The organism is Geobacillus sp. CCR, from assembly GCF_052906625.1.
In genome coordinates, this window is record NZ_JBREBQ010000012.1 from 84,749 (window position 1) to 96,737 (window position 11,989).

General features: G+C 54.6%; 14 protein-coding genes. 10 read left to right on the plus strand and 4 right to left on the minus strand.

From position 1 onward, the window contains the following. From ACVBDQ_RS08325 to cobO, 6 genes are all read left to right on the plus strand, one after another. Window positions 1-1,200 (plus strand): cobalt-precorrin 5A hydrolase, encoded by a 1,200-nt coding sequence (locus ACVBDQ_RS08325; protein ID WP_033012471.1) that lies wholly within the window; start codon window positions 1-3, stop codon window positions 1,198-1,200. Beyond that, window positions 1,146-2,510: a cobyrinate a,c-diamide synthase gene (locus tag ACVBDQ_RS08330; protein ID WP_015374898.1), complete on the plus strand. Its 1,365-nt coding sequence runs from the start codon at window positions 1,146-1,148 to the stop codon at window positions 2,508-2,510. Before ACVBDQ_RS08325 ends, ACVBDQ_RS08330 begins: the two co-directional genes overlap by 55 nt. Continuing rightward, on the plus strand, window positions 2,503-4,014 hold the full coding sequence (locus tag ACVBDQ_RS08335) for a cobyric acid synthase (RefSeq protein ID WP_015374897.1): 1,512 nt from the start codon (window positions 2,503-2,505) through the stop codon (window positions 4,012-4,014). Before ACVBDQ_RS08330 ends, ACVBDQ_RS08335 begins: the two co-directional genes overlap by 8 nt. 367 nt (window positions 4,015-4,381) lie before the next feature. After that, the gene (gene cobT, locus ACVBDQ_RS08340) at window positions 4,382-5,440 is read left to right on the plus strand and encodes a nicotinate-nucleotide--dimethylbenzimidazole phosphoribosyltransferase (RefSeq protein ID WP_078172627.1); all 1,059 of its coding nucleotides are present in this window, start codon (window positions 4,382-4,384) and stop codon (window positions 5,438-5,440) included. Continuing rightward, the gene (gene cobA, locus ACVBDQ_RS08345) at window positions 5,437-6,207 is read left to right on the plus strand and encodes a uroporphyrinogen-III C-methyltransferase (protein ID WP_446663168.1); all 771 of its coding nucleotides are present in this window, start codon (window positions 5,437-5,439) and stop codon (window positions 6,205-6,207) included. Before cobT ends, cobA begins: the two co-directional genes overlap by 4 nt. Continuing rightward, the gene (cobO, locus tag ACVBDQ_RS08350; protein WP_011231283.1) at window positions 6,188-6,733 is read left to right on the plus strand and encodes a cob(I)yrinic acid a,c-diamide adenosyltransferase; all 546 of its coding nucleotides are present in this window, start codon (window positions 6,188-6,190) and stop codon (window positions 6,731-6,733) included. Before cobA ends, cobO begins: the two co-directional genes overlap by 20 nt. 40 nt (window positions 6,734-6,773) lie before the next feature. On the opposite strand, the gene ACVBDQ_RS08355 is transcribed toward cobO, so the two are convergent. The 3 genes from ACVBDQ_RS08355 to metA all read right to left on the minus strand — a co-directional run bounded on the left by ACVBDQ_RS08355 (window position 6,774) and on the right by metA (window position 8,288). After that, window positions 6,774-6,923, minus strand: coding sequence for a hypothetical protein (locus ACVBDQ_RS08355; RefSeq protein WP_011231282.1), 150 nt, complete (start codon window positions 6,921-6,923; stop codon window positions 6,774-6,776). Between the two features lie 185 nt (window positions 6,924-7,108). Further along, the gene (locus tag ACVBDQ_RS08360; protein ID WP_011231280.1) at window positions 7,109-7,207 is read right to left on the minus strand and encodes a YjcZ family sporulation protein; all 99 of its coding nucleotides are present in this window, start codon (window positions 7,205-7,207) and stop codon (window positions 7,109-7,111) included. A 172-nt stretch (window positions 7,208-7,379) separates the two neighbouring features. Continuing rightward, window positions 7,380-8,288, minus strand: a complete 909-nt coding sequence (gene metA, locus ACVBDQ_RS08365; RefSeq protein ID WP_238980098.1) for a homoserine O-acetyltransferase MetA — start codon at window positions 8,286-8,288, stop codon at window positions 7,380-7,382. A gap of 119 nt (window positions 8,289-8,407) precedes the next feature. Between metA and ACVBDQ_RS08370 the strand changes: the two genes are divergently transcribed. Genes ACVBDQ_RS08370 through ACVBDQ_RS08380 form a run of 3 tightly spaced genes read left to right on the plus strand, consistent with a single transcriptional unit; the run spans window position 8,408 to window position 10,624 of the window. Further along, a complete protein-coding gene (locus ACVBDQ_RS08370; protein ID WP_014195889.1) occupies window positions 8,408-8,923 on the plus strand; it encodes a hypothetical protein in 516 nt (171 codons plus the stop codon). Between the two features lie 60 nt (window positions 8,924-8,983). Then, entirely contained in the window at window positions 8,984-9,460 is a 477-nt protein-coding gene (locus ACVBDQ_RS08375; RefSeq protein WP_014195888.1) for a glutathione peroxidase, read from the plus strand. A gap of 18 nt (window positions 9,461-9,478) precedes the next feature. Continuing rightward, window positions 9,479-10,624 carry a conserved virulence factor C family protein gene (locus ACVBDQ_RS08380; protein ID WP_238980097.1) on the plus strand — a complete coding sequence of 382 codons (1,146 nt, stop codon included), beginning with the start codon at window positions 9,479-9,481 and terminating at the stop codon, window positions 10,622-10,624. Between the two features lie 53 nt (window positions 10,625-10,677). Here the strand turns inward: ACVBDQ_RS08380 and ACVBDQ_RS08385 are convergent, their stop codons facing one another. Beyond that, window positions 10,678-11,061 carry a DUF4183 domain-containing protein gene (locus ACVBDQ_RS08385; protein WP_011231275.1) on the minus strand — a complete coding sequence of 128 codons (384 nt, stop codon included), beginning with the start codon at window positions 11,059-11,061 and terminating at the stop codon, window positions 10,678-10,680. A gap of 440 nt (window positions 11,062-11,501) precedes the next feature. On the opposite strand from ACVBDQ_RS08385, the gene ACVBDQ_RS08390 reads away from it, so the two are divergent. Further along, entirely contained in the window at window positions 11,502-11,912 is a 411-nt protein-coding gene (locus tag ACVBDQ_RS08390) for a DUF4183 domain-containing protein (RefSeq protein ID WP_446663169.1), read from the plus strand. Window positions 11,913-11,989: the final 77 nt, after the last annotated feature.

Below are 11,989 nucleotides of genomic sequence, written 5' to 3' on the forward strand. Positions count from 1 at the left end.
GTGGGAGTTGCTGCCGCGAACAACAAAAGACACGGCGCCTATGCTGTCGTGGCCATTACGAAACACGGGGTCGAGATCGCCCGACGCCTTGGAGGCGCTCTTGCGGGAGCGGACGTTTATTATACGGATAAATTCGCCCGCGGCGATGAAGCCAAGCACGGGATCCGCTTGTTTTCCGGCAACGTCAGGGCCTTGTTGCCGGAGTTGTTCGCCCGCTATGACGGACTCATTTGCATCATTTCGCTCGGCGCTGTCGTACGGATGATCGCTCCGCTGTTAAAAGACAAAAAGACCGATCCTGCGGTCGTGGTGATCGATGATAAGGCTGAACATGTGATCAGTGTTCTTTCCGGCCATTTGGGCGGAGCGAACGAACTGACGCGGCGCGTTGCTGCCATTTTAAGCGCCCGCCCGGTTATTACGACCGCTTCTGACGTGCAGCAGACAATCGCCGTCGATCTGTTCGGTCGCCAGTTCGGCTGGGAATGGGAATCAGCTGACAAGCTGACGCCGGTGAGCGCCGCGGTCGTGAATGAAGAGCCTGTCGCGATCGTGCAAGAGTCGGGGGAAACCGGCTGGTGGCCGGAAGGGCGGCCATTGCCCAAAAACATTGCCGTGTACGGCTCGATCGCGGAAGCGCTCGCTGCCCGCCCGGCGGCCGCGCTTGTGGTCACTCATCGCCTGCTTGCGCCGGAAGAAGAGGCCATTTTGCAAAACGGCGTTTTGTATCGCCCGAAAGTAATCGCGCTTGGCATCGGCTGCAACCGCGGCACATCGGCTGACGAAATCGAAGCGGTCATCCATGAGACGCTCAATGAGCTGCGCTTTTCGATGAAAAGCGTCAAAGCGGTGTGCACCATTGATTTGAAAAAGGATGAACAAGGACTTTTGGAGGTAGTCAACAAATATAGATGGGAATTGGTTGCATATACGCCAGAAGAGCTGAACACGGTGCCGATCGAAGCGCCGTCGGAAACGGTGTACCGCTACACCGGCGCGTATGGGGTGAGCGAGCCGGCGGCGAAATTGTACAGCGGGGCCGATCGGCTGGCGCTGGTGAAAAAGAAGTCCGGCAATGTGACGATTTCCGTAGCGCTCATCGATCATCAAAAGAAAGCGACCATGCAGGGAAAGGGGAAAGAGGCATGCGACGGCTTGTCATCGCCGCACCGGGAAGCGGCGCCGGCAAAACGACCGTGACGCTTGGATTGATGGCGGCCATGAGGCAGCAAGGATATACGGTGCAAGGGTTTAAATGCGGCCCGGACTACATCGACCCGACTTACCATACGGCTGTGACCGGCCGGCCGGCGCGCAACTTGGACAGTTGGATGATGGGAAGCGAAGCGGTCAAAACGGTGCTCGCCAACGGTTGTCAAGGGGCTGATATCGCCATCATCGAGGGGGTGATGGGGCTGTTTGACGGGAAACAGCCGCTTTCTGACGAGGGGGCGACGGCTGAAATCGCCGTATTGACCGAAAGCCCGGTGCTGCTTGTCGTCGATTGTTCCGGCATGGCCCGCAGCGCCGCCGCCATCGTCCATGGGTTTCAAACGTTTCGCCCCGATGTGCGCCTCGCCGGCGTATTTGCCAACCGCGTCGGCAGCGAAGGGCATTTTCGGCTCGTCAAAGCGGCAGTCGAGCAAACGTGCGGGGTGCCGGTCGTCGGGTTTCTCACGCAAGACGAAGCGTTGGCGCTGCCAGAGCGCCATTTAGGGCTCGTGCCGTCGGTGGAGCGCGGCGAACTGGATTCGTTTTTTGCCGATCTGGGGAGAAAGGTGGCGCGCACGATCGATTGGGAGACGCTCCTTTCGATTGCAGAAGCGCCAGCCCTTTGTTCTCCGGCGCCGCTCATTCGCCCTTCGCGGCCGTATCGCGTGCGCGTGGCGGTTGCCAAAGATGCCGCCTTTCATTTTTACTATCCGGAGAATCTGGAGATGCTTTCTGCCTGCGGCGCGGAGCTTGTCTACTTTTCTCCGCTCGCCGGCGAGCCGCTTCCGGATGGGGTGAACGGATTGTATATCGGCGGCGGGTTTCCGGAAGAGTTTGCCGCCGAGCTCGCTAGGCAAGCCGCTGTCAAACAGTCGATCCGCGCCGCCATCGAACACGGGTTGCCGACGTTGGCCGAGTGCGGCGGGTTTATGTTTCTCACCGAACAGCTTGTTGCGACGGACGGTTCGGCCTATGAGATGGCGGGCGTCATTCCGGGGAAGGTCGTGATGAAGACGAAGCTCGCGGCGCTTGGCTACCGCGAAGTGCGCGGTCGAAATGGAAATTTTCTATTGCCGGAAGGAGAAACAGCGCGCGGCCATGAGTTTCACTACTCCGTTTATGAGCCGCGCGGCGAGACGCCGTTTGCCTACGAAACGAGCGGCCGGAAAGGAACGAAGCCTGACGGTTATTTGGCGCACCGGCTTGTCGCTGGCTATGTCCATTTTCATTTCGCGTCCGCCCCGGCGATGGTTGAGCGGTGGCTCGCCGAATGCGAGAAGGTGACCATCAATGGCTAAGGCGCTGCCGATTATGTTTCAAGGCACCCATTCTGATGCCGGCAAAAGCGTCATCGCCACCGCGTTTTGCCGCATGTTCGCCCAAGACGGCTGGAAGACGGCGCCGTTCAAGTCGCAAAACATGTCGTTAAACTCCTACGTGACGCCGGACGGAAACGAAATCGGGCGGGCGCAAGGAATTCAGGCCGAAGCGGCCGGAGTGGCGGCGCGCGCTGAGATGAATCCGATTTTGATTAAGCCAAGCCGCGAGCATGAATCGCAAATCGTTGTGCTTGGCAAACCGTACGGCAATATGCAGGCGTTCGCTTACCGGAACGAGTTTTTCCACCAAGGGCTGGCCGTCATCCGTCAGTCGCTCGAAACGTTGATGAACGAGTATGACCGGATTGTCATTGAAGGAGCGGGAAGCCCGGCGGAAGTAAACTTAAACGACCGCGAGTTGGTCAACATGCGCATCGCCCGTCTCGCCAACGCCCCGGTCGTGTTGATCGGCGATATTGAGCGGGGCGGGGTGTTCGCGAGCCTCGTTGGAACGCTGTCGCTGCTTGAGCCTGAGGACCGAAAGCGGGTCATTGGGGTCATCATTAACAAGTTTCGCGGCGATGTGGCGCTGCTTAAGCCGGGGCTCGATTGGTTTGAGCAGCACACCGGCGTGCCGGTGCTTGGCGTCGTTCCATATTTGCCTGATTTGGCGATCGATGCTGAAGATTCGCTGTCGCTTGAGCGGTTTGCTTCATCTGTCGGGGGAGAGGAAGCGATTGATGTCGCTGTCATCCGCTGTCCGAAAATCGCCAATTTCACCGACATCGACCCGCTGCTGGCAGAACCGGACTGCCGCGTCCGGTTGGTGACGCACGTCGACGAGCTTGGAGCGCCGGATGTGATCGTGCTTCCCGGCAGCAAAAACACGATCGAAGACTTGATTTATATGAAGAAAAGAGGACTCGCTTCCCGCATTGTGTCGCTTGTCAATGAAGGAAAAGCGAGAGTCGTCGGCTTATGCGGCGGCTACCAAATGCTTGGCGCTGTCATCCGCGATCCGTATGGAGTCGAGACGCCGCTCCCCGAAGTAAAAGGACTTGGTTTGCTGCCGATTGAAACGACGCTTGAGCGGACGAAAATCACGATCCGTACGGAAGGGATGCTTACGTGGGCGGGCGAGCGGTTTTCGGTGCAAGGATACGAGATTCATATGGGCCGCTCGGCGCCGCTTCCTGGCTATGCGCCGCTTATTGAGGCGGACGGCCGCCATGAAGGGGCGAAGCACAGTGATGAGCGGGTGCTGGGCACGTACATGCACGATTTGTTTCATAACGATGCGTTCCGCACCGCGTTTTTCAACAACATTCGCCGCCAAAAAGGAATCGCTCCTTCTGGCGTCCGACTCTTTCGCTCGCTCAAAGAAAAGGCGTTCGACCGGCTTGCCGCTCATGTCCGCCAGCACGTGGCGGTCGAGCGGATCGAACAGATGATGCGTCAATTTGGCTGTCGCGATCACAGTTGAAGTCCAACAACGGGAAGACACCAAGGCAATGGGCGTTGATTTGGGACTTCGTTATATCGCCGTTGCCAGCATTGGAACGAAATCGTTGTTTTTCAAGGACAGCCAATGCGCTTTCATTCGCCGACGATATGCGGCTTTGCGGCGAACGTTGGGCAAAGCGAAGAAGCTCCATATGATTCGCACAATCGGCCGTAAAGAGTCCTGCTGGATGAAGGATATAAACCATAAAATCAGCCGTCAAATCGTCCGTTTTGCCCTCGCCAACGGTGTTGGCATGATTCGGATGGAAAAGTTGACGCGTTCCCTCAATCATAGACGAGAAAGGAGGAAGCGCATATTCCCGCTTGATGGGGGATATTGTGCGCCCATGATGAATGTTTCCATCCCACCGATCCACCGTGAAATGGTTGAACAAGCGCGTGCCTATATCGATCAATTGACCAAACCGCCCGGCAGCCTCGGCCGTCTTGAAGAAGTGGCGACAACGCTTGCCGGCATGACCGGGGAGCTGCTTCCACGCGTCACTCCGCCCGGAGTGCTCGTGTTTGCGGCCGATCATGGCGTCACGGAAGAAGGGGTGTCTGCCTATCCGGCCGAAGTGACGGCGCAAATGGTGTACAACTTTGCCAACGGCGGAGCGGCGATCAACGCCTTCAGCCGTCAAATCGGCGCGTTGCTTCAGGTGATTGATGTCGGTGTCGCCGTGCCGATTGCTGATGAGCGCGTCATTCAGAAAAAGGTGCGCCCGGGAACGAACAATTTCGCGGAAACGGAAGCGATGACGCCGTCCGAGGCCGAACAGGCGCTTCATGTCGGTTACGAACAGGCGGCGTCCATCATTGAACAAGGCGTCCGCACGCTCATTGTCGGCGAAATGGGCATCGGCAATACGACCGCCGCGAGCGCCTTATTGGCCACGTTGACCGATGAGCCGCTTGAGCGCATCGTTGGCAAAGGAAGCGGCATTAAGGAGGAAATGCTTGCCCATAAACAGGACGTGATCCGACGGGCGCTCTTGCTTCATCGGCCGGATCCGGCGAAGCCGCTTGAATGGCTTTCGAAAATCGGCGGGTTGGAGATCGCTGCTATGGCCGGGGCGATGCTGGCAGCCGCCGAACGGCGCATCCCGATTTTGCTTGACGGTTTTATTTGCACGGTGGCTGCCCTTGTGGCCCGCCAGTTTGCCGTGAACGTCACAGACTATATGATTGCCGGCCATCGTTCGCAAGAGCCGGGGCACAGTATAGCCCTTCGTTTGCTAGAGAAGGATCCGCTTTTGGATCTCGGCATGCGCCTTGGCGAAGGAAGCGGCGCGGCGGTAGCGTTTCCGCTCTTGATTTCAGCAATGGCGATGGTGAACGAAATGGCGACGTTCGCCTCGGCGGGCATTTCCACGGCCAATGCGAAAGGGGAGAAGGGGCGATGACCGTCGGCAAAGTGTATTTAGTCGGCGCTGGGCCGGGTGATGAAAAGCTCATCACGGTTTACGGCCGCGAATGCCTAGAACGGGCGGATGTCATTATTTACGACCGGCTCATCAACCGTAAGCTGCTGCGCTACGCGAAGCCGGACGCTGAGCTTCTTTACTGCGGCAAAGAGCCGGGAAAACATGACACGGTTCAAGAACAAATTCATGAGCTGCTCGTTTGGCATGCGCAACAAGGAAAAACGGTCGTCCGCTTAAAAGGCGGCGATCCGTGCGTCTTTGGCCGCGCTGGTGAAGAGGCGGAAGTGTTGGTGAAAGCCGGAATTCCGTTTGAAATCGTTCCAGGGGTGACATCCGGCATCGCTGTGCCGGCGTACGCCGGCATTCCGGTCACCCACCGTGATTACGCCGCCTCAGTGGCGATGGTCAGCGGGCATCGGAGCGAGCGGATTGACTGGGAGGCGCTCGCCCGCGGATGCGATACAATCGTCGTTTACATGGGGGCGGCCAACTTGTCGGATATTTGCGGCCGTTTGATGGCGGCCGGAAAGCCGTCGGATACGCCGGCGGCCATCATTGAATGGGGGACGACCGAGCGGCAGCGCACGGTGGCGGCGACGCTTTCGACGCTGTCAGATGAGGCGGAACAGGCGGGCATTTCCCATCCAGCCATCATCATCATCGGCGATGTCGTTCGTCTGCGTGAGACGCTCCAATGGTTTCCGGAGCGGCAAGGGGGCATGGTCGATGCCGACGCCTCGTCGTAGCGGGCGTGTCATCGTTTATACGGGCGACGGAAAAGGAAAAACGACGGCCGCATTGGGGCTTGCCCTGCGTGCCGTCGGCCGAGGAATGAACGTCGCGGTTTTGCAGTTTTTGAAATCGCCGGAACGAACATACGGCGAGCAGTTGGCCCTAGAGCGCCTTGGCGTCGACGTCCGTCAGCTCGGCGCCGGCTTCACATGGACGAAAACGCCGGACATCCACCGGGAAGCATTGAAGCGTGCCTGGGCGGTGGCCAAAGAATATGTGTATTCCGGACGGTATGATATGATTGTGCTCGATGAACTGAACAATGTGTTGGCCATTGACCGCTTTCCCGTTGAAGATATCGTATCAGTCAGCGAGGTGCTCGAGCTGATCCGCACGCGCCCGCCGTCGCTCCATCTTGTCATCACGGGGCGCGCGGCGCGCCCTGAGCTGATGGCGGCTGCCGATATCGTTACGGAAATGAAGCTCATCAAGCATGACTATGAACAAGGAAGGACCGCGATGAAAGGGATTGAATTTTAGAAGCAAAAAAGCGGCTAAAAAACGGCCGCTTTTTTGCAGGTTAGGCATTTTCATCGGTTTTGTCATTTTGGATTTTGTTTTGCCGACGTCCTTTGCTGTTATCGCCGGAAACCGGGCCGCGAAGCAAGGCCATCGGATCTTGCGTTGGCGCGTTTTGATTGCGGCTGCCGTTGTTTGGGCGTTTCGTCATGAGCTCCACCTCCTTTGGCTGCCGTTGTCATACGTTTAGCATGGACGATGCCTTCATTCCTATGCATGGTTGTCTACAGCCCAGCATAAAAAAAGCGGGAAGCGTTCGTGTTCCCGCTTTCCCGCTGCAAGCCGGCCGGATGCTGGCAAACACGGCGGCCGGATGAAGGCAATCAGTGATTTCGGTTAGTAGGCATATCCGCCCAAGCAGGCACATCCAACAATAATCAACAAAATAAACAGAACGACAATCAACGCAAAGCTGTTTCCATGCCAAGCGCCCATCATGTTCACCTCCTGGTGGAATCTATCGTATTGTATGTCAAAAAAAACTAAAAGAACAGGGCGATTGTCGAAACACGAAAACAATCGGCCAAAATGAGAAAAACGCCTTGCATATGTTTCAGCAAGGCGTTTTTTCGGGATGGTTCAAGTGAAATGATTGCATATATTGATTTCATTCCCATTCATAAGGCGTTTCTTGATACACGTAATAGTTCAGCCAGTTGACAAACAGTAAATTGGCATGCGAGCGCCATGTGTTCAGCGGCGGCTGGCTTGGGTCATCATTGGGAAAGTATGATTCCGGGATGCGAATCGGCAGCCCTTTCGCCAAGTCGCGTTCATATTCTTCTTTGAGCGTTGTCGCATCATATTCTGGATGGCCCGTTAAGAAAATGCGGCGCCCGTCGTTCGATGCGACGAGGCAAACGCCGGCTTTGTCAGACATGGACAAAATGGTGAGATCCGGCACTTTTTCGATGTCTTCGCGCTTGACGTCTGTATGGCGGGAGTGCGGCATGCGGAACACATCGTCAAAACCGCGCAATAGTTTTACGTTTTTCACTTCCACCGTATGGTTGAACACACCGAAGCATTTTTCCGGCAATGGGTATTTCGGAATGCCGTAGTGATAGTATAAGCCAGCTTGTGCCCCCCAACAAATGTGCAACGTTGACGTGACGTTCGTTTTCGTCCATTCCATAATTTCCGTCAATTCTCCCCAATAGTTGACCTCTTCAAACGGCATTTGCTCGACCGGCGCTCCGGTGATGATCATCCCGTCGAACTTGCGATGGCGAATGTGCGGGAAAATCGTGTAAAATTGTTCTAAATGATGTTTGCTTGTCGTTTTCGGCTCATGGGTCGCCGGGCGCAAAAAGGTGACGTTCACTTGCAGCGGCGAGTTGCCAAGCAGCCGCAGCAACTGTGTCTCTGCTTTTTCTTTTTCGGGCATCAAGTTTAAAATGATGATGTTGAGCGGCCGGATGTCTTGGGAGTAAGCCCGTTCTTCGTCCATCACGAAAATGTTTTCCTGTTCGAGTATTTCTTTCGCCGGCAAGTCTTTTGGAATGTTGATTGGCAATGGTGTCCCCTCCGTTTCTGTCTCGTTACTAAATACCTTAATTATAAAAACTTTGTCAACATTCTTCAATTGATTTTTTTGACCTTAAACAGCTGGTGAACAAAAAGGGGGAATTCCGATTGGATCCGACAGCCTTTGACAATTTAAAAACGGTGTTGGAAGGGGCGGTATATGACGCGGATTTGCAAGGGCGCATTGCCGTGGTCGAGCGCCGCGACCTTGTCGATTTGGCCCGTTTGTTTCGGGAGTACGCCATTTCATTTCGGCTGAATGATGCGCCCGATCCGCTCGTCGTCTGCACCGCGCGGCTTTCGCTTGATTTTGCTGAGCTGGTCAATGAGCGGCTCTATCACGGCCGGGCCGGCTGTCGGCTCGCTCTTCTGTTTACCCTTCCGGTTCGCCGCTCGTCCGTTTGTGCGCTCATTGAAGGAACGCTGCGGACGATTTGGGGGGAGGAGCGAATCATCCGGCAAACGCTCCGCTTTCCATTTCCACATGAACGCGGCCCGTATGAAAATGAAGCCGTGGTCGAATTTGCACGCCTCATTTATGAGGAAAACGCCGCCGATTTGCCGGAGATGGTGCCGTATATGGTTTCATCACTTGAACAATTGCAGCTGTTCGCCGGGCAGTAACGATGCAAAAAGTAGAAACAAACCATGAAATCCGCTATGATGGAGATGAGGTGAAAAATCATGAGTGTATATGAATTCAGCGCCAAAACCATTCGCGGAGAGGAACAACCGCTTTCCGTCTATCGAGGCAACGTGCTGTTGATTGTCAACACGGCGAGCCGTTGCGGCTTCACCCCGCAGTATAAAGAACTGCAGGAGCTGTATGACGAATATCGCGATCGCGGGTTTGTTGTGCTCGGCTTTCCGTGCAACCAGTTCGGCGGCCAAGAGCCGGGGACGGAAGAGGAAATCGAGCAATTTTGCCAGTTGAATTATGGTGTGACGTTCCCGCTGTTTGCGAAAGTGGATGTGAATGGCGATCACGCCCATCCGCTGTTTCAATATTTGAAAGAAGAGGCGCCGGGGGCATTGGGAACAAAGGCGATCAAATGGAATTTCACGAAGTTTTTGGTCGACCGCAACGGCAAGGTTGTAGCTCGTTTCGCACCGCAAACAAAGCCAAGCGAGCTGAGAAAGGAAATTGAAAAGCTGCTGTAAGGCAAGGAGGGGTAACGCTTGCGCATTCAAGCGATTGAGCCGACGCCAAGCCCGAACACGATGAAAATATTGCTTGATGAAGAATTGCCTTCCGGCACGCGCCATAACTACAAACCGGACAACATCAGCGAAGCGCCGCCGCTTATTCAAGCATTGATGCGCATTGACGGAGTGAAAGGCATTTACCATGTCGCTGATTTTTTGGCTATTGAACGCCATCCGAAATACGACTGGCGCGACATTTTGGCGAAAGTGCGCGAAGTGTTCGGCGAGAAAGTGGATGACGGCGCCGAGGCAAAGCCGAAAGGAAACGAACATTTCGGCGAAGTGAAAGTGTTCGTGCAAATGCTGTACGGTCTGCCGATGCAAGTGAAGCTTGTCGATGGGGAGCGCGAACACCGCGTCGGGCTGCCGAAACCGTTTATGGACGCGGTCATTGAGGCGCAAAAATACGCAGGAAATGTTGTGCTTGAGCGCAAATGGGTCGAAAAAGGAGTGCGCTACGGCACGTTTGAGGAAATCGGCCGCGAAATAGTCGATGAGCTGTCGGCAGCCTATCCGCCCGAGCGGCTGGAGCGGATCGTCAACATGTTCCGCCGCGGCGAGCAGGAAAAAACGGTGCAAAAGCGTCCAAGCCTCAAAGTGACGAGCGAGATGCTCGATGACCCGGATTGGCGCAAACGGTATGCCGCGCTCGAACAGATGGCCGAGCCGACCGAGGACGATATCCCGGTGTTGGCCAAGGCGCTCAAGGATGAAAAAATGGCGATTCGCCGCCTGGCGACGGCGTATCTCGGCATGATCGGCGGCAAAAAGGTGCTTCCGTATTTGTATGAAGCGTTAAAAGATCCTGCTGTCGCTGTCCGCCGCACCGCCGGCGACTGTTTGTCCGACATCGGCGATCCGGAGGCCATTCCGGCCATGATCGAAGCGCTAAAGGACGAAAGCAAGCTCGTCCGTTGGCGCGCGGCCATGTTTTTGTACGAAGTCGGCGACGAATCGGCGCTGCCAGCGTTGAAAGCGGCGGAAAACGATCCGGAGTTTGAAGTGAGCTTGCAAGTGAAAATGGCCATTGAACGGATCGAAGGCGGCGAAGAAGCGAAAGGGTCTGTGTGGAAGCAAATGACGGAGAGCCGGAAGAAAGAAAACGAAACAGAACAGTAAACCAGGCGCGCCCATCGGTGCGCCTGTTTTTATGATCGAAAAGAGTACGGCTGTTACGTCGTCACAGTAGTGTTGGAGCTTGGAGCGAATTGGACAATTTCGAGCACAACCGGGGTGTTAGCTGGAATCGAGCCGCTTCCGGTCGGGACGGTAATGGACAGTGACCCGACGCCGGTAGCTCCTGGGGTGTACGTCGATATCCCTTCCATTTGCAAAACGCCGTTAATGTACACGTTAAAGTAGCTATTGTTAGTTGCCAATGCTGGCAGCTGTGTCGCTTGGCTGCCGTCGTCTTGCAAAAAGCTGGCTGCGTCGATCGTTAAGGTTGCTCCTTCTGCTGTTTCAGCTGTTGTGATGTAAAAAAATCTTGCGACGTCTGGTGCAACCTCTGTCGTGGTAGTAGCGGCGACAAACAATTTAATTAATTGCAAAGCCATACAATCTCCCCTTCTCCATTTTGTGTTTAACATGCTGTGGCCCCGAAGCTGAGCCAATTATCATCCGTTCTTTTTAGTATCTGGAACTCTGTTGGCAATCAGCCGGTGCCATAGGTTCATTTTATTGTATGGATTAATTACAGAGGATGGCTCGGCGATTGCCGCAATGGGAGAAAAATGATGTTTTTGCCCTGCTATACCAGCCTGTTTTACCAGTGAATTTGAATATGAAACAAACATTTTAAACGAATTTGGTCGTTTTATGATCCTGTTATAATAGACGGAATTAAGTGGAATATAGTGATTTTTTACTACCGTTCATTAACCTGCCATTTTGTTTGCTATTCACTTTGGAGATGGGAGGTGAATATACTAATGCAGAATATCTTGCGGAGTGAAATGATCACGAAACAATATGGTGTGTTTGGGTGAGCAAACGAATGAAACGGACATCTTCAGCAGCAAAACATGTGATCGCTGCTTCCAAAGTATACGATTGGACCCATGCTGTACTGACCATTCCTCTCCGTGTGGCGCTCCACTTCCCTCCGCGTGTCTTGCAGGCGGAAACGTACCAGTATAACACCATATCAGACGGAGTGAAAACCGTCTATACAGACGACGATGAACTGAGAGAGTACGGCGACCGCGGTATTTTAGATCCGAAACATGTATCATGGATCAACTTGTTTATTAATGGGGTGCTGCAACCGGAAAAACTGTATGAGGTGGAAAAAGGGAAGCTGACATTGAAGACGGCCGAGCCTCCGCCAAAAGGTGCGCCGATTATTCTTCAATTTAGGTTCATCACCAAATTTTGTGATTTAGTGACAAAAAAGAGAAAGCACTGACGAGATCCTGGCAATAATGTTAGCGGTGAAATCAACATTAAGGAGGTCTCGTAAGTGCTTTCGATACCACTAGGATT

Excerpts from the sequence above, each read along its gene's own strand:
- ACVBDQ_RS08390 (WP_446663169.1), top strand. The coding sequence starts at position 11,502 with ATGAAACGGACATCTTCAGCAGCAAAACATGTGATCGCTGCTTCCAAA.
- ACVBDQ_RS08375 (WP_014195888.1), top strand. The coding sequence starts at position 8,984 with ATGAGTGTATATGAATTCAGCGCCAAAACCATTCGCGGAGAGGAACAA.
- ACVBDQ_RS08330 (WP_015374898.1), top strand. The coding sequence starts at position 1,146 with ATGCGACGGCTTGTCATCGCCGCACCGGGAAGCGGCGCCGGCAAAACG.
- ACVBDQ_RS08335 (WP_015374897.1), top strand. The coding sequence starts at position 2,503 with ATGGCTAAGGCGCTGCCGATTATGTTTCAAGGCACCCATTCTGATGCC.
- cobO (WP_011231283.1), top strand. The coding sequence starts at position 6,188 with ATGCCGACGCCTCGTCGTAGCGGGCGTGTCATCGTTTATACGGGCGAC.
- cobA (WP_446663168.1), top strand. The coding sequence starts at position 5,437 with ATGACCGTCGGCAAAGTGTATTTAGTCGGCGCTGGGCCGGGTGATGAA.
- cobT (WP_078172627.1), top strand. The coding sequence starts at position 4,382 with ATGATGAATGTTTCCATCCCACCGATCCACCGTGAAATGGTTGAACAA.
- ACVBDQ_RS08360 (WP_011231280.1), bottom strand. The coding sequence starts at position 7,207 with ATGGGCGCTTGGCATGGAAACAGCTTTGCGTTGATTGTCGTTCTGTTT.
- ACVBDQ_RS08355 (WP_011231282.1), bottom strand. The coding sequence starts at position 6,923 with ATGACGAAACGCCCAAACAACGGCAGCCGCAATCAAAACGCGCCAACG.
- ACVBDQ_RS08385 (WP_011231275.1), bottom strand. The coding sequence starts at position 11,061 with ATGGCTTTGCAATTAATTAAATTGTTTGTCGCCGCTACTACCACGACA.